This is a genomic window from Candidatus Protochlamydia sp. W-9, from assembly GCF_001950615.1.
GTDB classification, from domain to species: domain Bacteria; phylum Chlamydiota; class Chlamydiia; order Chlamydiales; family Parachlamydiaceae; genus Protochlamydia; species Protochlamydia amoebophila.
In genome coordinates this window covers 19,892-42,931 of sequence record NZ_BCPZ01000159.1, presented here as the reverse complement: position 1 = coordinate 42,931, position 23,040 = coordinate 19,892, and the positions used below count along the sequence as shown (strand labels likewise).

The 23,040-nt window shown below is 33.5% G+C and carries 18 protein-coding genes; 7 read left to right on the top strand and 11 right to left on the bottom strand.

Annotated elements, in window-relative coordinates:
- Positions 1–831: 831 nt before the first annotated feature.
- From BU804_RS05390 to BU804_RS05360, 7 genes are all read right to left on the bottom strand, one after another.
- Positions 832–1,218 carry a hypothetical protein gene (locus BU804_RS05390; RefSeq protein WP_075883289.1) on the bottom strand — a complete coding sequence of 129 codons (387 nt, stop codon included), beginning with the start codon at positions 1,216–1,218 and terminating at the stop codon, positions 832–834.
- The gene (locus BU804_RS05385) at positions 1,215–1,976 is read right to left on the bottom strand and encodes a hypothetical protein (protein ID WP_075883288.1); all 762 of its coding nucleotides are present in this window, start codon (positions 1,974–1,976) and stop codon (positions 1,215–1,217) included. Before BU804_RS05385 ends, BU804_RS05390 begins: the two co-directional genes overlap by 4 nt.
- Before the next feature lie 577 nt (positions 1,977–2,553).
- Positions 2,554–3,300 carry an NADH:ubiquinone reductase (Na(+)-transporting) subunit E gene (nqrE, locus tag BU804_RS05380; RefSeq protein ID WP_075883287.1) on the bottom strand — a complete coding sequence of 249 codons (747 nt, stop codon included), beginning with the start codon at positions 3,298–3,300 and terminating at the stop codon, positions 2,554–2,556.
- A gap of 30 nt (positions 3,301–3,330) precedes the next feature.
- Entirely contained in the window at positions 3,331–3,966 is a 636-nt protein-coding gene (locus tag BU804_RS05375) for an NADH:ubiquinone reductase (Na(+)-transporting) subunit D (protein ID WP_011174849.1), read from the bottom strand.
- A 9-nt stretch (positions 3,967–3,975) separates the two neighbouring features.
- Positions 3,976–4,908: a Na(+)-translocating NADH-quinone reductase subunit C gene (locus tag BU804_RS05370; RefSeq protein WP_079988622.1), complete on the bottom strand. Its 933-nt coding sequence runs from the start codon at positions 4,906–4,908 to the stop codon at positions 3,976–3,978.
- On the bottom strand, positions 4,895–6,424 hold the full coding sequence (locus tag BU804_RS05365; RefSeq protein ID WP_075883285.1) for a Na(+)-transporting NADH-quinone reductase subunit B: 1,530 nt from the start codon (positions 6,422–6,424) through the stop codon (positions 4,895–4,897). The genes BU804_RS05370 and BU804_RS05365 overlap by 14 nt, the downstream gene beginning before the upstream one ends.
- A gap of 263 nt (positions 6,425–6,687) precedes the next feature.
- Positions 6,688–7,164 carry a hypothetical protein gene (locus BU804_RS05360; RefSeq protein WP_075883284.1) on the bottom strand — a complete coding sequence of 159 codons (477 nt, stop codon included), beginning with the start codon at positions 7,162–7,164 and terminating at the stop codon, positions 6,688–6,690.
- Positions 7,165–7,379: 215 nt separating this feature from the next.
- Between BU804_RS05360 and BU804_RS05355 the strand changes: the two genes are divergently transcribed.
- The 3 genes from BU804_RS05355 to BU804_RS05345 all read left to right on the top strand — a co-directional run bounded on the left by BU804_RS05355 (position 7,380) and on the right by BU804_RS05345 (position 14,272).
- Complete coding sequence (locus tag BU804_RS05355; protein ID WP_075883283.1) at positions 7,380–12,494, top strand: hypothetical protein; 5,115 nt, start codon at positions 7,380–7,382, stop codon at positions 12,492–12,494.
- A 72-nt stretch (positions 12,495–12,566) separates the two neighbouring features.
- Positions 12,567–13,544 carry a hypothetical protein gene (locus tag BU804_RS05350; RefSeq protein ID WP_075883282.1) on the top strand — a complete coding sequence of 326 codons (978 nt, stop codon included), beginning with the start codon at positions 12,567–12,569 and terminating at the stop codon, positions 13,542–13,544.
- Positions 13,545–13,546: 2 nt separating this feature from the next.
- The gene (locus BU804_RS05345) at positions 13,547–14,272 is read left to right on the top strand and encodes a ComF family protein (RefSeq protein WP_075883281.1); all 726 of its coding nucleotides are present in this window, start codon (positions 13,547–13,549) and stop codon (positions 14,270–14,272) included.
- Here the strand turns inward: BU804_RS05345 and corA are convergent.
- Both corA and dnaA read right to left on the bottom strand, forming a co-directional pair.
- The gene (gene corA, locus BU804_RS05340; RefSeq protein WP_075883280.1) at positions 14,269–15,333 is read right to left on the bottom strand and encodes a magnesium/cobalt transporter CorA; all 1,065 of its coding nucleotides are present in this window, start codon (positions 15,331–15,333) and stop codon (positions 14,269–14,271) included. The genes BU804_RS05345 and corA overlap by 4 nt on opposite strands.
- A gap of 235 nt (positions 15,334–15,568) precedes the next feature.
- Positions 15,569–16,915 carry a chromosomal replication initiator protein DnaA gene (gene dnaA / locus BU804_RS05335; protein WP_075883279.1) on the bottom strand — a complete coding sequence of 449 codons (1,347 nt, stop codon included), beginning with the start codon at positions 16,913–16,915 and terminating at the stop codon, positions 15,569–15,571.
- A 443-nt stretch (positions 16,916–17,358) separates the two neighbouring features.
- Here dnaA and BU804_RS05330 point away from each other — a divergent pair, with 443 nt between their 5' ends.
- Positions 17,359–18,552, top strand: coding sequence for a DegT/DnrJ/EryC1/StrS family aminotransferase (locus BU804_RS05330; RefSeq protein WP_075883278.1), 1,194 nt, complete (start codon positions 17,359–17,361; stop codon positions 18,550–18,552).
- 136 nt (positions 18,553–18,688) lie between these two features.
- Here the strand turns inward: BU804_RS05330 and BU804_RS05325 are convergent, their stop codons facing one another.
- Both BU804_RS05325 and BU804_RS05320 read right to left on the bottom strand, forming a co-directional pair.
- Entirely contained in the window at positions 18,689–19,084 is a 396-nt protein-coding gene (locus BU804_RS05325) for a CDC27 family protein (protein WP_075883277.1), read from the bottom strand.
- 2 nt (positions 19,085–19,086) lie between these two features.
- Positions 19,087–19,536: a DUF5399 domain-containing protein gene (locus BU804_RS05320; RefSeq protein WP_011174860.1), complete on the bottom strand. Its 450-nt coding sequence runs from the start codon at positions 19,534–19,536 to the stop codon at positions 19,087–19,089.
- A 214-nt stretch (positions 19,537–19,750) separates the two neighbouring features.
- Between BU804_RS05320 and rsmH the strand changes: the two genes are divergently transcribed.
- From rsmH to BU804_RS05305, 3 genes are read left to right on the top strand one after another with little or no spacing between them, the layout of a single operon-like run.
- Positions 19,751–20,701 (top strand): 16S rRNA (cytosine(1402)-N(4))-methyltransferase RsmH, encoded by a 951-nt coding sequence (rsmH, locus tag BU804_RS05315; protein ID WP_075883276.1) that lies wholly within the window; start codon positions 19,751–19,753, stop codon positions 20,699–20,701.
- 8 nt (positions 20,702–20,709) lie between these two features.
- Positions 20,710–21,003, top strand: coding sequence for a hypothetical protein (locus BU804_RS05310; protein WP_039356515.1), 294 nt, complete (start codon positions 20,710–20,712; stop codon positions 21,001–21,003).
- A 4-nt stretch (positions 21,004–21,007) separates the two neighbouring features.
- A complete protein-coding gene (locus BU804_RS05305) occupies positions 21,008–23,038 on the top strand; it encodes a peptidoglycan D,D-transpeptidase FtsI family protein (RefSeq protein ID WP_075883275.1) in 2,031 nt (676 codons plus the stop codon).
- Positions 23,039–23,040: the final 2 nt, after the last annotated feature.

Here is a 23,040-nt window from a genome sequence, read left to right as displayed (position 1 = left end):
TTAAAATTCAACGTTTTTTTTGAGCTAAGCTTAAATGTCTTTTTTATTTTAACTGTTATCAAATTTAAAAAGCATTTTACTTTTATCCGCAGTAAAATCAAAACCTGCAGAAAACAGATTAGATTAATCAAATATTTTTTAATAACAAAAAAATTGATGCGCATTTTTTTATTTAAATTACCATTTTAATATAAAAAGCATCTTTCAAATATTCTAAAAAGGATTTTTTTCTCTATAGTATTGCATTATAAAAAAAATAATATAATGAAAAAATCCATGCTATTTAATCAAACAAAACGTAACAGCTCAGAAAAAAATTATTCAAAAGAATAAATCATTAAAAACTAGAAAGAAGTTGATTCACTACGATTAAATCTAAACGAATCTTGAATGAAAACTATTTTGAATAAATGCTCAGTCATTTCATTTACTGCAATTTTGTAATGAAGCACAAATGCTAAAAACGAAAATTGTGGTTCAAAATTAGCCAGAAATTGCATAAAAAAGAGAATAATTTAAATTAAAAGCAGTAAAGTTTGAAAAATCTTAGTGGCTAAATAAGAAGTCGATTAATTTATTAGCTGCAAAGCTTTTTACGGTATTTTTCAAAAGAGAGGCTTGGATGAAATGGAAAAAATGAAGGAATGAATTTTATCGTACCGACTACGGGAAAGAAAAAAATACTTATAAAATTCAAAGGCTTTTTTGACAAATGTCAAAGCAGTTTTTAGCTTGGTTAAATTTTATTAGTACACACTTTTTATCATCAAAAAGATGAAAATAGGGGAAACAATATTTTACCTTAGATTAGAATAGATATCATTTTTTTATCTAAACTGATAAAGCATTTTCGGTATAACGATGTGCCATGTGTGAACAACGAGGTTGTTGAACGTTAACAACTGTAAATAAATGTATATGGAGATCGATTCCGACTAATTTAGTTTTTATTGAAATAAGCCCTTTTGCTAACAAACAAGCACACCGGTTGATAAACTCAAATATTTGAAATAAGATTTTAAAAATAGGCTGGGCAATGTTATATATTTTGACCAAATACCAACTCCATTTACCTATTCTATCAATAGGTACGAGTACCCGGATAATTGTTCGGATCAAATGTTTTTGATAATCATTTGGATTATCAAATTCAAAACGTTTACAAGTATAGCAAGGCTCAACAATAGTGCTAGAATCACAAGAATTGATATTATTCATAAGCTTTTAACTCTTTCTGTATTTTTTTGGAAAAGCTCGATTGTCTCTAAATCTCTGGCAATTAAAACTTTTTCTAAGAAATTATCAGTATGGTGTTGAAATAAACGCTTTATGTCTTCTATTGCGCGATGATGAACTCTCGCAAAAATTTCAACGGGTATTATCGTTCGCGCTTTCTGCTCACAATCATCTATAGCATATAAATCAAATGGTAAATCAATGTTACGCATTTTTTGGATGACTAAACGAAAATTTTCCAACTTCGTTTCAGGCATATGACTTATAAAGAGATCTATCAATTCTTCCAATTGACAATTTAGGTCTGATTCAACCGTTATTTTCACAAATTCAAGCCCATACAAATAATTTAACATTGACATTGGTAAAAATTTAAACATTTCTCGACCCATGCCCTTTTCCATTAATTTAATGCATTCTTGATAATCGTGGATTGCTTTATCGGCAAGTTGAGTAATTTGATTAAGTTGTATTAATATCGTAGGATCTGTTGGATCAGAAATATCTTTAACTTGATAAAAATAAAATTTATAAAGGCTTAAGCTAAGGTGGGTAGGAATTTGAGCTGATATTTCGCTCAGAAATTTTGCTTGATAATGACAAGAAGGAGAACCAATGCTTTTAAAAAATTTTTGTCCTGCTTCTTCTGCAACTGAATCGGAAACAGAAGAAAGACTTTGTTCACTAACCTGAAAATCTTTACAAAGCTCTATAAAAGAGTTAAAAACATTATTTATCATAATTTCCTCCAATTAATTTTGGACATTGTAAAAATTGGCCATTTTTTGTAGTCAAGCTTAAATGTTTTTAAGTTTAACAATTAGCTAACTTATAGCTAACTTAAGAAGCATTTTACTTTTAGGCGGAATAAAGTCAAAACCTGCAAAAAACAGATTAAATTAATTAAATATTTTTTAATAACAAAAATTTGATGTGCATTTTTTATTAAAATCATAATTTTTATATAAAATTCATTTCTTTGACGGTTCTGCAGAAGATCAATTTAATTGGTACTTTGGCAAGATGTTTTGGTTTTATGAAGAATGATATGCTTGTTATAAAAAAGCTTACGATAAATTGATGATTCCTCTAGCAGCATTATTAATTGCTTCTGGCTGGATCTCATAGCGTTCCCGGCAATCCGTCTATTACGGAGCAAGGAACTAAATTTATTTAAAAAAAGCTTTAAAAAAAGCGTTACTTACAAAGTAGCTTTTATGATGAAAACTTTTGCCTTCGACATAATTTGAAAGGATATTTAGGCAATTTTTTGTAAAAATTACAAATTAACCCTTTGAACTCTTTTTAAGATAATTCTTATTTGCTTAACGTCGATGCTCCATGAGGGGAGGAATCCATAGGCATAATTGAATCTTTTAAGGAAACTTGTTCAGGAGTAGCTTCTGGTGGCAAAGGATCAGCAAGCTTGATACCAGTAAACCCCATAAATGCCATAGACATTAATCCTGACATGATAAAAGTAATCCCCATTCCTTTTAATTCGGGAACCACATTAGATATCGCTATTTTTTCTCGAATAGCTGCAATCAAAGCAATGGCAAGCCACCAGCCTACAGCTGAACCAAAGACGTAAATAAGGTTAGGAAAAAAAGGATAATCTCGAGTCACTGCAAATAGGCAAGCTCCTAAAATTGCACAATTGACTGCAATGAGAGGAAGATAGAGTCCAAGCGACATATAAAGAGCGGGAGAAACTTTTTCGATAATAATTTCGAGGATTTGTGTAAAACCTGCAATCACAGAGATAAATAGTAGAAACTCCAAAAAACCGAGATTGATTTGAGAACTATCTATTCCAAATGCACTTAACCAGGTTAAAGCTCCCGGGCCTGTCACAAAACGATGCACAAACCAATTTAAAACTCCAGAAACTGTCAATACAAAAACAACAGCGATACCCAATCCATTAGCTGTTTTTAGCTTATTAGAGCAGGCTAAATAGGTACACATTCCTAAGAAATTGACAAGTAAAAAGTTCTCAATAAATACAGCTTGTAATAACAGACCAAAAAGGTTTAGCAGGCTGTAGGGTCCCATCCACATGATAAAGTCTCCTCTTTTCAATAAATGGTATTAAGCATTACCTTGCATTTTTTTAGATACGTAAATGAGACCACCGATTAGAAAAAAAGCTGCCGGAGGACTAACCATCAGAACAAAGTTTTCATAGCCGTCAGGATTTGCTGCTGTGGCATACCATGATTGGGGAATAACTTGATAACCAAATAGTTGGCCAAATCCAAATAACTCTCTAATAAAAGCAATAATGAATAAGACAATGGCATAACCCGTTCCAGCACCTAACCCGTCTAAAAAAGCTGCTAAAGGCCCTACATTTTTCGCCATTCCTTCTGTTCTTCCCATCACAATGCAATTTGTAATAATTAATCCAACAAATACACTTAAAACTTTAGAAATACCAAAAAAATAAGCTTGTAAAAACTGATCAATAATAATGACAAAAACGGAAATAATTGCTAATTGAACGATCATGCGAACACTGTCTGGAGTAATTTTTCTCAGTAAGGAAACAAACAGAGAGGAAAAAGCTGTGACAAATGATACTGAAAGCCCCATCGTAATGGCAACACTTAATCGGTTGGTAATCGCTAAGGCAGAACAAATTCCCAAAACAGCTACTAAAACTTGGTTACTAGACCAAATTTGTGAGGTAAAATAACTCGAAACTGGAGGTTCGGGCTGACTCATGAATTCCCTTTATTGTGATTGAATTTTAGCAAATTTATCCTGAGATTTAATTAAAAAAGGCCTGTAAGCTGCTAAGACATTTTTATATGCGTTTGTAACTCCATTACCGGTTAGTGTGGCTCCAGCCATGCCATCTACTGCACTTAAAGCTTTGGGCGAATTTCCCAGGACTTCGCTGACTTTTCCTTTAACAACAGTAATTCCAAGTGTTGCGGTTTGAAAATCTGTTTTTCCATCAGCACTTTCTTGAAAAATGTGCTTACCTGGAAATTGGCTTTGCCAAGGAGCATCCGCAATATTTGCTCCTAAACCAGGAGTTTCTTTTTGATCATACCAAGAAATTCCAATGACTGTATTTCCGTCTGGCTTAATGGCTAAATACCCATAAATTGCATCCCAAAGTCCCATTCCGTTCACGGGAATTACATAACCTTCAATCGGAGAGTTTTCATCTATGTCTTTAGAATTTTTTTTGTTCGGGAAAATTTTGTAAATCAATTTCCATGGTTGTCTATAGTATCCTGTTTTACGGTATTGAGCCACATATTGAGATTCGTCAATTTTAGCTTCTTGGAAAGTTGTTATTTCCCCTTTAGAATTAGTTAAAAACGGTTGAATGCGATTTTTATAAATTTCTAAAATCTGTTCTCCAGTAGGGATGATTTCGCGATCAATTTGTTCTAAACTTCCTCCTGTTACGAATTTAGCAGGAAGAAATTCACCTTTCTCGTTTTGTATTAAAAAATATCCATAAGGGCTAATGATTCGAGCAGCAATAAGCATTTGTTTGCTTCGATCTAATTCTTTAGAAAGTTCTTGAGGGCCTTTTAAAGAACTAGCCAGTACTGACAAGATCAATGCACAGACCAAACTTAAGATAACCATGAAAATGAGCGTATATTGATTTTGGCTCATTCGAGGTTTTTGATTAGGCTCTGACACGTCGTAAACTCCTGTTCCTTTCATATTGGACTACATAATAATCGATTAGGGGAGCAAATACGTTAGCCATTAAGATCGCTAGCATAACTCCTTCAGGATAAGCGGGATTAATAGTTCGAATGACAATGGCAATCATTCCCGCAAATGCTCCATAAATCCATTTAGCTAACTTTCTAGAAGGCGAAGATACAGGGTCTGTAGCCATGAAAACGATCCCAAAAGCTAATCCACCTAAAAGCAAATGTTTATAGGCCGGAAATGTAAAAGCAGCTGGATTCCATGCTCCTCCCTCAGCTCCTAATAGACGTGTACCAAATTCAAAGAGTAATGCTGTCATAAAAGCTCCCAATGTCATACCTACCATAGTACGCCAAGAACCTACTCCTGTCCAAATTAGGAGAATAGCTCCTAAAATGCAGGCGAAAACAGAGGTTTCTCCCATGCAACCTAATTTATCACCTAAAAAGCAATGCCAGTCACTATTATGTCCAAGACCATAATTTAAGGAGGCAAAATGATAGGCATCTTCATAATTTCCTGCTGCTAATCCTAATCCTCCATCCTGAAGAGGGGATGTGACAAATTGCCTAAGTTGATCAGATTCGAGTTGTGTTAAAGTGGCTTGATGTTGTCCAACTTCTTTCCATTGATTAAATTGTTTTTCAATGGTAGGGAAGGAATGAACTTGATTTCCTAAATCATTGGAAGCAATGGCGTCTACATGAATGCGTTTGATCTCTGGAGTTACATTAAATCGAGCAAGATGGGTCGCTTGACTATAGCCATCTAAACTTCCTGTGTGAGCATCTTGATTCATTTTAAGTAAACTTTCACGTACCAATGTAGGATTTGTTCCAACCCAAACATCACCTGACATTTTTCCAGGAAAGGTGAAGAATAAAAAAGCTCGGCAAGCAAGAGCGGGATTTACGATATTCATACCCGAACCACCAAAGACTTCTTTTCCTAAAATGACTCCTGCTGCTACCCCGACTGCCACCATCCAATAAGGGATTGTAGGAGGAAGAATTAATGCGTATAGAATACCCGTGACTAGAAGTCCTTCTGTGATTTCATGACCTCTTAGAATAGCAAACAAAGCTTCACATAATCCACCCACTGCATATGAAATAAAAATAATGGGAAGTAATGTTGTCAGCCCTATTTTGATAATGGTTAAAAAACGATTATCTTTCAAAGCGAAGTCTATGTAGCCTTGTAAAGAATTGGATCCTGATAAATATTCATTCATCAGTTTAAAATCACCACTTGTATAAATGAAATTTTGCAAACCTGTATTCCAAATTGCCACTAAGAGACAAGGCATGAGAGAAAAAATGACGATCATCATCCAACGCTTAATATCTACTGCATCGCGGATATGAGGTCCTTTCTTCGTATTTAAAGGAGCTTCGTATAAAAAGGTATCTGTCGCTTCAATTAAGGGACGTAACTTATGTAGGGGTTTTCCTTTTTCGGTCAAAGAAAGTTGATAATCTAACAGTCGTCTTAGCATTCGCGCATCCTTCTAATCTTTAACAATATAAGTATAAAAATTGTTTTTAGATTGCATACATTGGTGTGTTTTGAGTTTCAAAACTTCTATTGTATTTTGTGTCAGGCTATCAAATTAGCCGGATCTTGCAAATAAAAAAATAATGAACAGCAATACGAAAATTGTAACGTTTGTTTTTCATGTTATATTAGATCGTAAAAAATCTTTAAAAATTCTTATTTGTTAAAATTTTTGAATGAGGGAAATTTATTTTTGGGATGAATTTATTCAATAATAGGCAAAATTTGATAGTGGATAGTTGCGGTGGTAGATTTATAAGGAAAAGGGCAAACGACTCTATACGGAAGCCCTGTTGAAACTTGATAAGTAAAATAAACAACTTGATTCGATTCAATTTTAGGTTTGTGCATGATAGAAACATCAAAGATTTTATAATCTGTTAAACGATGTTCAAAAAAAATAGTAGGTTGAGCGCGTTCGAGTTCAATGCGCTCTTTGTAACTATTTTGATATGTTTTAATACATTCAATATATTCAAATTCTCCTCCTTTCCACAAAAAGTTTGAAAGTTGTGCAAAAGAAACTAAATGGAGAGGATCTGAGAGTTCAGGTAATGCTTCCACTAAAAGCCAGATGTGAGGATAAAGTTGATCCTGATGTTTAACAACGGGTAAATTTTCATTCCAACTTAGACAAACTGTGTGAGGACCAATGATCAGATTTTTTGGTGGTAAATTCATATGCTTTCTTTGCTGTTGCTATTTGCTATTACATTCAACAATATGGAATGTGAACTTTCCCTTCAATTTTTTTATCTTTTGTAAAAAATTGTTTCCTGCATTTGCTCAACCTCTATTGAGTGTTAGTGATAAATAAGTTACAATAAACTTTTTTTTCAGTCACTTGAACGCAAGTTTTCCTTTTTGGAAAATCCTAAGTTTTTGAGTTTTAAAGTATGTTTAAAAAAGTTTACCTTATTACATTCGTCGCTTGTGTGGTAGGGATAGTTTTGTTTTATCAAGCGATTGAATCATCCATTTTAAAATGGATGATTCAAAATTATTCTGCGCGTTATTTTGAAACCCCACTTCAGTTTAAAAAATTTATTTTACATAAAAATCAAATTGTTTTGCTTGAGTTACATACAGAAGACGATCAGTTTTCAGCTGATAAAATGGTCTTAGATTACAATTTAGATCTTTGGAATAGACAAGTTAATTTTTTTATCACTCTGGATCAACCAAATTATAGGTTAAAAGAAAAACAAGATAACCAATTATCTCGATTGCGTTCATGGACTGAAAAAACAACCTGGATTAATCTTCAAGCAGATTTGAAGATTAATCAAGGAGCTTTGATTTGGAATTCTTCTCAATTAACGCATCAAATGCAATTTGATTTAGCATTCAATCAAAAAAACGGTGGATATGTTAAAGCTTATTTTCAAGGTTCAGAAAAAAATAATAACTATTTAATTTTAGAATCTGTAAATCACTCAAATTTCATGCAAATTAACTTGCAATGTCATGAAATTGAGGTGACTAGTTTATTTTCTTTAGCTAAGACGGTATGGAAAGGATTGAATCATTGGCAAGTCTGCTCAGGAATTTTAGATGGAAAAATAGAAGCGATTTTTGTTCCTTATTCACGTCCTTACTTAACAGGGGATCTGTATATTGAACAATTAGCGTTTACAGACATTTTAGCTAATTTAAAAGGAAATATTCAACGAGCCTGGTTACATCTAGAAAAAAGTAGTCATTCTCATAAAGAGGAAGACGCCTTAACAACTGTTGGTCATGTTGAGTTTTTAAAGCCCGCTCACTTAAATTACCAGTCAAAGCAGATTGACAGTTGGTCTATAAACCATATTCTAGGGCGTATCTCTATCGATAGTTTAAAAAAAATGGTGGTTGATTTAAAAGCGAATGGTCTTTATCAACAAGAACAATGTGATTTCAATCTCATTGGTGAAGCGAATTTAAATTCCCGACGCCATCCAAATTTCAATCTGGATTTATTTTGTCGTTCTCCCAGCCAACAAGAAGGCCATGTCTATTTTTTTTTAGATGAATTATCTCAAGATCCTAAAAAAATTGAAATTAAGTTAACAAATCTTTCGCATGTGGAGTTTGGTTTCATACAAAGAATTTTGAGTATGTACTGGCCTAAACTTTCAAATATTGAATTAAAAAGTGGGATTTTTCAGGCTTCTCTTGAAGCACATCTCATTAAAAAAAATTTAGAAAACATTCAATTTAACCATCTTCAAGTAGATGATTTGAAGTTTAAACTTTCTAATTTTAATGCTGAATTTTCTCTGAAACAGGCAAAAGGTAATGGATCTATTCAGCCCTTGGTCCCAGAAATATGGCGAACCATTAATACTGAATTGCATATTGATAATGGAAATATTCAATTATTAGATCTAGATCAAGTTCCTTCTTTAACGTCTATTCAGACACATTTAAAAGTAGTCAAAGGGCTTATTCCTCATGCTTTGGCATCCCTGCAATTTGCAGGTCTTCAAGGAGACATGGATATTGAGTGGGGAGAGGAGGAGAACCTTATTAAAATCAAGTTAAATGGAGAAATGCAAGATCTAGCAAAATTTTTTCCTCAACATTTGAAACAAGGAATTCACAATCATTTAAGTCATCATCAGTTAGCTATTGTAGCTGATATCAAGAAACAAGCTTCAAATGTCGATTTAACAGGCATTGCTAACATTTGGCAGAAAAACCCTGAAAATGCGCAGCTTATTCATTTTGGAGGAGAATTAAAAAAAATTGCTGATGATCCCGAACGGAAATTTGCTCCGCTTGGTTGGTTTTATGCTCATAATGTCAATCTTGAAGAATATGTTGCGCCTTTTATATTCAAGCCAGCTTCTGTAGAAGTAAGAGGAAATGCTGAAGTCAAAGGTTCTATTGATCAAGAATTCCTGACAATTAATTATGATATCGATCAATTAGTGATTGAAAATGAAAATTTATTAATTGAATCTAAGCAATTACATTCATCGGTCCCTGGAAAACTTTTAGGTTTCCATGAACTCAATTTCAGGTCGTTACATCATCGAGGAATGATTCCTATTCGATGCGCTACCTATTTAGACAAAAATACTGGGCTACATTTTGACAATATCCAAGGTAAGGTCTTATTTAAAAATCAAACAATTCATATTCATTCTTTAGAAGGAGAGTGTCAGGATATTCAATTCGCTGGCTGTTTGGCATTAGATTATGAAGATCCAGCTCCCGAAGTATTCAATTTAAAAATTCATTGTCCGATTTTCAGTGGTAAAATTTCTCAAATACAGCATGTCTTAGAAATGCTTCATATTTCTTCCCCTGTTACAAAAATGAGAATTGATGGAGAATTAGTAGGGAAAGGGGAAGGATTATTTTTAAAATTTGAATTTTTCCCAAATAATTATCATCTATTCGCAAGAGCTAATGGAGCTTTACTAGATGGGTATTTTCCTTTTGAAAAAGAAAATTTATCTTTAAAAGGTCTTTATGCTGATGTAGATTATTTGCATTCTGAATCTTGTTTAACTCTCTCTGATATTCAAGGGACATTACTGATTGGAAAGCCAAAAGTAGTTCAAGAATGCGCTTTAAACGGGCATCACCTCTCTCTAAAAAATTTAAATAAACCCTATATTGATATTGATTTAGACATTTGTGTGAAAAAAGAGCAAGATGAACTAGCCCGTTTAGTTGCCATCACGCGAGAAACAATAGGGGGAGGTAAACAGATTGTTATCAATCCTGATTTATCGCATTTGAGTCATATTTACCCAGAAAAATTTCAATGTGAATTTTCAGCAGAGGGACATCTATCTTCTTTTGAGTTTGCATCTCATTTTAAAATTTATCCCCTTATAAAAAATTTATGTTTATTTAAAAAATCAGGATTGTTTTTTTTACCAGCTTCTTTCATTGCTAAAATAGATCAATTAGAACCTGTCGAAGGAGTAGCAGATTTTAGTTGGCATTATGATAAGTCAGAAAATAGCTTTTCTTATCAACTGGAAAGTAATTCTATACATTCTAACTCTCGTCCAATGCATAAAGCTTTTTTGGCAGGAAAGTTAGCTAACCGGCGATGGATCATTGATCAAATTCAATGGGATAATATCCATTTATCTGTTGATTTTCTACAATTAGAGGACAGATGGAAAATTAATTTTTTTGGATTAAATGATTCTGAATCCACTGTTTTAGGTTTAGAAGGAGAATTTATTCCTGATAAAGGGTTGTTAAATCTTCAAGTGAACTTATTAGAGCTTAATTTAGAACGAATAGAGCAATGGTCTATTTGTAAAAATTTTGCTATTAATTGGAACCCTCGAGGACAGTTACAGCTAAAAGGAAAGCTTAAGTTCGATCTTCTATCTGATTCATATTGTCATTCGATGATGGGATATTTAAAAGGAACGGCGAGAGCACTTTCTGTTCGTAATTGTTCTTTTGAAATTAATCGACCGATTCAGATCGATTTTTTAGAAGAAAATGAAATTCTCATTCACGAACTTCCTATCAACTTGAATCGACAATTTCGACAATTGGCTGAATGTAATTTTAAAATGCTTTATTTCAATCCAATGAAAAAAGGTTGGACATGCGAACAGTGTGATTTTCTTTTTCCTTCTCAGACTTTGAAAGAACTTTCTGCCATTTTATATCGTCATTTTCCTGATTTTATCGAGGAAAATAGTTTAGAACTGCTATCAAATTGTAAGCAAGAAGGCAATTTAGTTGGGAAATGTGCTTTTAAAATGAGCCCTTCTCGCCAAAAAATTCAATTGAATCTAGAAAATGGGGCTTATTTCTTAAATAGCCAGCTATATAATTTAAAAAATACTCAGTTTACAATTGATAATAGCTCGTTGACATTTTCCGCAGACACCCACCAAGAGAGATGTGCATTTCAAATTAAAGGGACGTCAGTTTGGCCAAAGCTTAATCAAGGAGAATGTTTTTTCGTTGATGAAAAAGTAACTTGTTTCCCTTTAAAAATTTCTTGGAATCGAAATAAAAAGAAAGAATTTCATATTCAAAAAATAAAGGGACATTTTTGTGGATTAGATGTAAACCTTGTAGAAGTTTGCGAAGAGTCTTCTTCGCAATGGTTTGCTCTAAAAGGAACGATTGGCTTAAATTTTAACTTAATCGATCCTTTACTAACTTATGATATATCTAAAAAAATCCAAAAACTTATGCTGGGCCCTCAGTATAAAATGGTTGGTTATTATTGGTTAAATAAAAAAGGAGGCCCCTCTTTATTAGAGTCATTTTATTTTCAAGGGAAACTAACTGCTGATGAAGCGATTTTAAAAGGATTTATTTTTAAGCAAGTTGAAGCCATCATTAATTATCAACCTAAAAAATTAGAAATCAGTCAATTTCGCATAGAAGATCCTGCAGGTATTTTTCAATGCTCTAAGTTAACAGTATTTCAAAATAAAAATAATGTGTGGCAATTTTGCCTTCCTCAACTGTCTGTAAAAAATTTCAAACCGGCTTTGTTAAAAGAAGAAGTACAAACAGTGACATTTGCACATAAATTTAAATCTTTGTTAGTCAAAAGATTAGATTTAGAAGGATTTCAAGGTTACTTAGGTGATGCTTCAACTTGGCAAGTTGAAGGACGTTGTCATTTTCTGAATTCATCACCTAAAAATGTTATTCATACTCCTCTTTTAGCAATTCCAGCTGAGATCATCTTAAGACTCGGTTTAGATCCCCAGGTGTTAAACCCAGTGAACGGAACAATTTTCTTTAAGATGTACGGCAATCGCCTTTATTTGACTCGACTTAAAGATGTTTATAGCGAAGGAAGAGGATCTAAATTTTACTTGGTTAATCATGAAAAGCCTTCCTGGATAGATTTGGATGGAAAATTATCTATTTTGATTCGAATGAAACAGTATAATCTCATTTTTAAAATTGCTGAATTATTTACTGTCTCTGTTCAAGGGAATTTAAAAAAGCCGACCTATACTTTGCAAAAGCAAGCAAAAACTTCAAGAAAAGGAGCTGCAGCTTTGTTTGGTAAATAAATATTTAATAAAATTAAATTTCGTTTATAATTTTACAAAACAAAAGTAAATAAAATTTAATAGAGAAAATAAATGTTTTTAAATAAATGGTTTGTTGTCTTTTTATTTTTTCTTCTCAGCTTTCTTGGGATCTACTTTTACAATTCTTTAACTGATGGTTTTCGAATTGCTCATATCACTTATCAGTTAGATTTTACACCTTTCTGGAAGACATCCAATTTATCGGAACATGAAAAAAAGTCTTTGAAAGCTATATTAGATCAAAAATATACTTATCTTGGCAAAGGAGCTCAGTCTTATGCCTTTGTTAGTGCAGATCACCAATATGTTCTGAAATTTTTTAAATTTAAAAACTTTAAACCACATTTTTTAGTAAAACTTCTTCCTTCCTTACCACCTTTTAATCACTACAAACAGCTTTATCTTCAGCGCAAGCAAAAAAAATTGATGAGTGTGTTTAATGGTTATGATATTGCATATCAACAAAACAAACTTGAATCAGGTTTAATTTATCTCCATTTATTACCGACAAATTTTTTGAATTATAAGGTAACTCTCGAGAATAAAATGGGGATTATTCATAAAGTAGATTTAGATTCTGTCGCTTTTTTAATTCAACGTAAAGGAGAAACACTTGGTAATCATCTAACGAGTTTATTAGAACGAGGAAACCAAGAAAAAGCAAAACAAGCTATCTCGAAAATTTTTACTATGTATATGCAAGAATATCAAAAAGGGATTTATGATCGAGATCATTCTGTGATCGATAACACAGGATTTATTGGAGAAAACCCTTTTCATTTAGATGCCGGCAAATTGACACGGGATGATCTGATTAAGCAACGAAAATTTTATAAAAAAGATTTAGAGCAGGTCGCTTGGAAGATCGATCAATGGATCAAAAAAAAGTACCCAAACTATTATTATTCTATTTCTTCTTACCTCGCAAACAATTATAATGAGTGGATAGGAGAAATATTTGATCCTGCAAAAATTGATTTAAATCATTATCGAAAAAATCGTCATGTTTTGAATCAGGCGGAGGAATAAAAATGTATTGGTGGCAGGAGATTAAAAAATCCTGGATCCATTTTGTTTTTCCCGCTACCTGTTTATATTGTAAAGAAAGTTTACAACCTAGCCAAGCTGTTTTTTGTTACGCTTGTGCTTCTTTATTAGAATTGATTAATCCCCAAGAAAGATGCCCCATTTGTTTTGATTTAAAAAATAATGCCTTCATGCATAAATGTGAAAGATGTAAGGCTTTTCCTTCACTTTTTTTACGTCAAGCTTCAGCTTTTGATTATTTTGGTCCAGCTCAAGCGCTTGTCAAACAATTAAAATATGGAAATCAACCTCATTTGGCGAAGGGGATGGCAGCATTTTTAATGACTCAATTTGATCGATTAAAGTGGCCATTGCCTGATATCGTAATCCCTGTTCCTATGTCTTTTTCTCATTGGTTAAAAAGAGGATATAATCAAAGTTTTTTATTAGCTGAAGAAATGGCAAAAATTCTTCACATCCCTCTTTTAAATTGTCTTAAATGTACTTCGGGTAATTACGGACAAGCCTCTTTGAATTTAGGACAAAGAAAACAGCTTAAACAAGTGTTCAAGTTGAAAAAAACGTTTCAAATTCAGGATAAGAGGGTGCTACTCATCGATGATGTCATGACAACAGGAACAACTCTTCATAAATGTGCGGAGGCTTTAAGTGAAGGCTTTCCTGGCACTCTTTATGCTCTAACTTTTTGTCGTACAACTGTTCATGATTAAATCCATTTTTTTTGTCGGAAGTAATGCAACATCAATAAGCTCAAAGTTAGCATGAACAACATGATCAACGGATATCCAAATGGATAATGTAATTCTGGCATGCTATCAAAATTCATTCCATAGATGCTTGAAATAAATGTTAAAGGAACGAAAATTGTGGAAACAATTGTCAAAACTTTCATGATTTCGTTTGAGCGAATATTGATGTTAGATAAATAAATATCTAACATTCCTGAGACTACATCGCGAAACCCATCAATGATATCATTATTTTGAATAATATGATCATAGAGATCTTTTAAGAAAATTTGTGTATGCGTATTAACTAAAGGAGGTTCAATACGTTGAAAACGATTAACTACCTCCCGCATGGGCCAAATAGATCTTTTCAAAACAGCTATTTCTTGTTTAGCTCGTTGAATGCTTTGTAAAGTACCGGGTTTTGGAGAACGGACAAGTTCTTCTTCTAAATGATCTAAATTGGTATCAATTTTTTCTAAAACGATGAAATAATGGTCCACAATAGTATCTAACAAAGCATAAGCCAAATAATCTGCTTTTTGCTTGCGTATGCGAATGTTACCTTGTCGAAGTCTTTCTTTAACAGAAATAAAAACATCTTTATCTTGCTCTAAAAAAGAAATGAGTAAATTTTGTCCAAAAATAAGACTGACTTGCTCGTCTTGGATTTGATGCTTTTGTTGATTATATTTTAAAAATCTTGCGACAATGAAAACTTGTTCTTGGTAGACATCGAGTTTTGGACGTTGAGAAGTATTAAGAATATCTTCTTGGATAAGTGCGTGTAAATCAAAACGTTTGCCAATCGACGCAATGCTGGCAGGATCATAAACGCCAAACACTTGAATCCAAGTCATGTTAGGAGTCGTAAGATGATCTAAACATTCCTCTATAGATACGTTTTCTTTTTCAATAAACTCTGATTCAGAATATTCAATGATGGAAAGTTTAATTTCGTGAGGAGGTTTTTCTCCTATTGGAATTAAAGACCCAGGGGAGAGGCCAGTTTTTTTAATTCTATTTTTTAAAAGTCGATACATAATGTACTCGCTAAAGACTAAAAATTCAAGTGATCAAAAACTTAAATGATTTCGAATATATAAATCCAAAATCTATATGATTAGCTTATCTTTAATGGATGATCAAACATTCACTAAATTGATTGATGACAACAAATGTAGCTTTTATTTTAGAGATAACACATTTAATGTCTATCTTTAGTTCGCTTATACGAGTGTATGAATATTCTAAGAAATTATTAAAACTAACTAATAATTAAGATTCAATATTTCGACGTACCATGCCAATTTGGCGTCGTAAAGTTTCATCACTAGCGACTTTTTTCTCAATGTTTTTGCAAGCATGTAGAATTGTTGAGTGAGTTTTGCCAAAAGACGCTCCTAACATGATTAAGGATTCGTTGATCATTTCTTTAGCTAAATACATAGCGACTTGACGAGGAAGAGCGATATCTTTTGTCCGAGTTGATCCTCTTAAATCACTGACGCGAACCTGAAATACAGCAGCGACACTTTTAAGAATTTGTTCAACAGAGATTTTTTCTCTGGGAGCTTGTTGCAACATTTCACGTAGAGTTCGCGAAACAAGTTCTTCTGTAATATTTAAATCGAGAAGACGACAATGTGCGCTTAATCGGTTAATTGCTCCTTCTAATTGCCGAACGTTATTATGAATATGTTCAGCAATAAAAAAAGCTACTTTATGAGGAATATGTAGACCTTTTTGCTCAGCCTTATACTGTAAAATGGCTACCCGAGTTTCGAGTTCGGGAATTCCCATATGAGCTACAAGGCCTCCTTCCATTTTTCCAATTGTTCGTTCTGAAAGCTTTAAAAGAGAAGGAGGTTTATCACTTGTGATAACAATTTGAGCTCCTTTATTTTTTAAAGCTTCAAAAGTATAGGATAACTCTTCTTCAAAATTTAAACGGTTTTGTAAAAATTGAATATCGTCCACAAGCAATACATCAATTTCTGATCGATAAAATTTTTTCATTCGATCGACAGATTTATTTCTTAAACTATCTACTAAATCATTGATAAAAGCTTCTGTCGTAATGCATTGTACGCGCAACTTCTTGTGATTTTCTTTAATATAATGTCCAATACTATGTAAAATATGTGTTTTACCTAATCCCACTCCTCCGTGAATAAAAAGAGGATTATATGATTGGCCTGGACGTAAAGCAACTCCCATTGCAGCAGATTTGACAAATTGATTAGTTGGACCTTCAATAAAATTTTCAAAACGGTAATTATTATTGAGTTTAACATCAGAATGGGGAGACGGCTCTTCTTTTTGAGAAGAAGAAATAGAAAAATGGTTGGGTGGGATGATTTTTTTTTGCGGTGGAGCAATAATAAATCGAATGGCAGGTTCACCTGACATATCGACTGGCAAAAACGCACATAAATCCTTTTTATAATTCGAGAGCAAATATTCTTGTACAAAAATATTTGGAATTTCTAGAGTGACTTCTTCCGTCGAACAATCAATCACTCGAATAGGAGCTAACCAGTTTCCAAAAGCGGCTGGTGAACAGCGTGTTTTTACAAATTGTAAAAACTGTGTCCAGACATTTTGTGTTTCGCTAGTTAGCATATTTTTGTTCCTTAAAAAAGTTATGAACAACGTTTCCACAGCACATTCTGGGGTGATTTCATGAAAGAATTTACCATGAGCTAATCTTAGCTGGCAAGTAATTTTCTTGACGGTCTATTCCATTTTATAAGTAAACCGTTGATTATCAAAATGACAGGCAGGAAAGAAAAAAATCTCTTTGATAAATCTAAAAATTGGAGTGTAAAATATTTTTTTAGTTTTTCCACAACTAGAACGTTAAAGGGAAAATGAGGGGCTAATGAGTAGTATAGAAGAGATTAAAATAAAATTTTAACGATCAATTTTTGCTTTTTCCACAATTCTTCTTTTGGCATCTTGATTCTATGAATTTTGGATTAAGAGTTTAAAAAGCAGATGCAATAAAGAAAAAAACTTAAAATTCAAGCAAATCATCAAACCAGTTCAGCTAGGAAACGACGACTATGGCGAAATTTTCATTTATTCCTTATGCAAAACAGACTATTGAGCAAGAAGATATTGAGAGTGTAATGAATGCCTTGAAAGAAGATGCAATTACTCGAGGCCCTCCTGTTAAAGCTTTTGAAGAAGCGATAGCAAATGATTGTAATGTGCGTTATGCAGTTGCCTTCACTAATGGAACAGCTGCGCTTATGGCTGCTTATTTTGCAGCCGAATTACAACCTTATGATTATGTGATTTCTTCGCCCAATACATTTATTGCAACTGTTGGAATTCCTTTACAGCAAAAATTACCAATTCATTTTACCGACATTGACAGAGAAACAGGAAATTTAGATCTTTCTCAAATCAAAAAAATGTCTAGTATCCAACTCAGTCGTGGTCGTTTTATTATTGTTCCCGTTCATTTTTCAGGCCTTGCAGTCGATATGCAGGCTTTGGATTATTTGATTTGCCAACCTAATGCCGTTGTGATTGAAGATGCTGCTCATGCCATTGGGTCTTTTTATCCCAGTGGAGAAAAAGTGGGAAGTTGTGTTTACAGTAATATGACTATTTTTAGTTTTCATCCAACTAAAACAATCACAACAGGAGAAGGGGGAATGGTGACAACTAATGACCCTGGCCTTTATCATCGTTTACTTTTATTTCGAGATAATGGAATTGAGCGAGAGAACCCTTATCTTTTAAATGCGCAAATGCCCGGCTATTATGAAGTTCATGCGATTACAGGGAATTTTAATGTAACAAGCTTGCAAGGGGCTTTAGGTCTTAGCCAATTAAAAAGGTTGAAAGCTTTTGTGGAAAAACGTCGCCTTCTCATTCAGCATTACCGCCAAGCTCTAAAAGAATTCCTTCATTTTAAGCTATTCACAGATTCTCAGGATGACATAACGGCGTTTCATTTATTTGTCATTCAAATCGATTTTGAAGCCTATCAGACAACACGTGAAAGTGTAATGGAAAAGTTGAAACAGCAGGGAATTGGAACGCAGGTTCATTATATTCCTTTATATAGACATCCTATTTTTAAAAGTCGCAATCAAGTTTTTAAAAGTCGCAATCAAGATTGGCAAAGCCTTTTTCCAAATATGGAAGCTTATTATAAACAAACTTTAACACTACCTCTTTATCCAGAGCTAACAACGAAGGATGTAGATCGAATCTGCGAGACACTCAAATCAATTTTAAAATAAATTATTTAAAATTTGGTTTTATTTCTAATTGACGAGTGAGCTTACTTAAAATTTTTATTTTTAAATATTGTGAAGTTAATGACTTAAAAAAAATCTAGTCGTTAATATATGTTATTTTGTCTTGCTATTTGTCATTTTAGCTATAGGCTAAAATAAGAGCTTTAGCAACATTAGAGATAGAGGGATCAGGTTCATTTTTTAAAATATGAGAGAGCTTTAAAGCTTCTTCTATTTTTCCTAGCATAAAAAAAGCTTTAGCTAAATTGAGGAGAGTAGGGCCGTGATCAGTTTCTAATTTGAGGGCTCTATCTAGAGATTTAAGAGCCTTGGCAGGTTCATTCAGTTCTAAAAAAATGGCACCAAGTGTTTGTGCATCATAAGCACTTTCGGGATCCAAGGCATTTAATGCTTCAAAAAAAGCTAAGGCAATATTGTACTTGCCCTGTCTCACATAAGAGTAACCCGTATAACGTAAATCTTCAATGTGTTCTTCATTCCAGCCGAGTTTATTTAGCCAATTAATTTTGCCCATGTTTATCCTTGTAAGAACTGTCCAACTCGACCAACAATAAAACTTAACCAATTATTAATCTTATCAATTTGATCAAAGCAACTCTTAATCGCTTTTTTTTCTTTTAAATCTTCTTCGGTTTCGCATTCGACTTCTTCTAGCTTGCGTTCGTCCTCATCTTCTTTTTCAAAAGAGCCTAGGCTAGGCGCTACTCGAAAAAAACCAAAAGGAGAGCGACGTTGAAAGCGAAAGCGAGGTGGGGGAAAAAAGTAAGCCCAAGGAGTTTGGATAGGTACAATTCCTAATAACAAATCCATTTCAGATAGTTTAGGATAAATATCGACGAGTAAAATTTGTGGGGGAATAGATGATGCTTCATCTAAATGATATTGCTGATTAATTTGCTCAATCAACTGCGTGCGTCTAGCATATTGGACATAAATTCCAATATCTAATTGGTCGATAGTTGTCATGAGTACCAGTCCTTAAATATGAATTAATCGTTAATTTTATTTTAACAATACTAATATTTATTAGTAAAATGGTATAAATTCAGAGTACCATTTGCTGAGTTTTTGTCCTTAAAAGTAAATTATTAGCAAATAAATTTGAAAAAGTTAAGGGGTTTCGTTGATCTTCTAATAGAACCTTAATTATAATGTTTATGTTAAATTTACAAGTGTAACTATGCCTATTCCTTTTTATCCCCACCGATCCGTTTTATTAGAAGAGGTGATTGAAGCATTTCAACCTGTTCAATTGAAAGTATTTATAGATGGAACGTTAGGAGCTGGTGGACATGCAGAAGCAATTCTTGAACATCATCCAGAAATTGAGCTCTATCTAGGGATTGATCAAGATCCCAATGCTTTAAATATTGCAAATAAAAGACTTGAGAAATGGAAACAGAAAATTCTCTTAAAACAAGGAAATTTTTCTCAGTTTGATATTTTTTTAAAAGAAAATGGTTTTTCTTCCATGGATGGGCTTTTGGTTGATTTAGGTGTTTCTTCAATGCAGCTTGATCAGCCAGAAAGGGGGTTTAGTTTTTCTAAAGATGGCCCTTTAGATATGCGTATGAATCCTGAAGGTAAGCTAACTGCCGCTGATATTGTCAATACCTGGTCAGAACATGATTTAGGAAAAATTTTTCGTGATTACGGAGAAGAAAAAAAATGGCGTTTAGCAGCTCGTACAATTGTGCAGGCAAGGCAGATAAAACAGATTTTGACGACATCAGATTTAGCTAATCTTCTCAAACCTGCTTTTGCTTGGAATCCAAAAAAAGGGATTAATCCGCTTACTCTCATTTTTCAAGCTTTGCGTATTTGTGTGAATAGAGAATTAGATGTATTAGAGCAGTTAGTTTCGAAAACATTTGACTATTTAAAACCTGGTGGACGAGTCGCTGTGATTAGCTTTCATAGTTTAGAAGATCGTATTGTCAAAAATGAATTGCGATTGGCGGCTAGTGATAAATGGGAAACGACAGGTTTGGGAAGTGGTTTATTTCGTGATAAAAAACCTGTAGCGAAACTTGTGAATCGAAAACCAATTTGCCCCCATGAAAAAGAAATTAAAGAAAATCCGCGTAGTCGGAGTGCTAAATTTCGAATTGCTGAAAAATTGGAAGGGTAGGATAACAAATGGGTCTTCTAATTAGGTTATGGATTTGTATTTTCTTTGCTGGATTAACTCTTTATAAATATATCGATAAATTGAATGAGTTGACTGAATTGCGATTATCAATTCCTATAGTTACGAAAGAGCTAAAAGAGATTCAGGAAAAAAATGCAGAACTTTATTACGCTATTGAAAGATTTGAAAGCCCTGTTCATTTAATGGAGTTGGCCAATAAACCGGAATTTGGACATCTGAAATACCCTCCCTTAACCGATGTTCTATTGATCCCTGAAGAAAGTATTATAGAAATTCATTAATATCATGACTTTAACAAAAATTCCCAACTCTTCTGAAAAAAGGCGTCTTCTTTATGTGGCGCTATTTATTTTTATTTTGTTTTCTTTTCTAATTATTCAATTTTACTATATTCAAATTTTAGAAGGAAAAAAGTGGGCTATTCAGGCTCAAAAACAGCATTTTTTTATTGTTAAAGAACCTTTTATTAGAGGAAGTTTTTATTCTAATCCCTTTATTAAAAAAAATCACCCCGCTATTCCACAACCCTTTGTGATCGATGTTCCAAAATTTCATTTATATGCTGATCCAGAATCAATTCCGATTCCACTAAAAGAGGAAATCATCGACCATTTAATGGCTTTTCTTGATATTTCAATTTCTGAAAAACTCCATTTACAAAAGCAGTTAGATAAATCAAGTCGGAGTCGAAAATTGGCTATGTGGCTCGATAAAGAAACGCATCAAAATTTGCTTAAGTGGTGGCAAGGATACGCTAAAATACATAAAATTCCTCGGAATGCTCTTTTTTTCATTAAAGATTATCAACGTTCGTATCCTTATGGGAAAGTTTTAGGTAATGTTTTACATACTATCCAAAACCAAAAAGATGAAAAAACTCGCCAAGCGCTTCCAACAGGAGGTTTAGAACTTTTTTTTAATTCCTACCTGCAGGGAAAACAAGGAAAAAGGCGTTTAATGCGTTCTCCTCGAAATTCTTTAGAAACAGGGGAAGTTATTGATTATCCGGAACATGGTGCGGATATTTACTTAACGATTAATTCTTGCTTACAAGCTATTGCAGAAGAAGAAGTGGAAAAAGGTGTCAAAAGATGTAAAGCCAAAGGGGGCTGGGCTGCAATGATGGATCCTCGCACCGGGGAAATTCTTGCTTTAGCTCAATATCCGTTTTTTAATCCTCCTGATTACCAACAGTTTTTTAATGATCCTCAACTCATTGAACATACGAAAGTGAAAGCTGTAACAGATGCAAATGAGCCTGGATCAATCTTCAAACCTTTTACAATCGCTTTAGCTTTAAAAGCCAATCAAGTATTAAAACAAAAAGGAGAAAAAGAGCTTTTTTTTCCCGAAGAAAAAATAGCAACCAGTAACGGTCGTTTTCCTGGGCGATCTAAGCCTATTTCAGACACGCGAGTACATTACTTTTTGAATATGGATATGGGAATGCAAAAATCGTCAAACATTTATATGGGTCGATTAGCAGAAAAGATCGTGGGTAGACTTGGCAATGAGTGGTACCGCAGACAACTTCAACAATTATTTGGATTTGGTCAAAAAACTTTTATCGAGCTACCTGCGGAGAGTCCTGGGATTTTACCTACACCGGGGAAGTATCATCCAAGTGGAGCTTTGGAATGGTCTTTACCTACTCCTTTTTCATTAGCAATAGGGCATAATATTCAAGTCAATAGCATTCAAATTCTTCGAGCTTATTCTGTGTTGGCAAATGGGGGATTTCTAGTTAAACCTACGATCATTCGACAAATTGTTAAAAAAGATCGTAATGCTCAAACGCAAATTTTAGTCGATCACACAACGAAAGAACGAATTGCACAATTTCCGCGAGTATTAGAAGAGGATATTGTTAAACGAGTTGTCCAATCTATGCGTTATGTGACGAAGCCTGGAGGGACAGCTATCAAAGCAGATGTGCCTGGTTATACGGAAGTATGTAAAACTAGTACTGCCAAGAAAATCATTGATGGTGTTTATTCGGAACGTTTATATTGCCCTACTCTTGCTGGTTTTACTCCTGCTGTACACCCTGCTTTTGTTTTAGTTGTGACGATGGATGAACCAGAATATGGTTACATTCCAGGAGTGGGAAAAAATCATAATGGAGGTAATTGCACAGCAAATGTTTTCCGAGAAATTGCAACGCGTTCTCTTGCTTATCTTGGAATTCCTCCAGATGATCCTTACGGCTATCCTTATGGAGATCCAAGAAGCAATCCGGAAAAGGCCAGTTGGATGAATGAAACGAGAAGATTGCAAGAAATATATAAGAAATGGAATAACATTTCCGAAAATTAGGG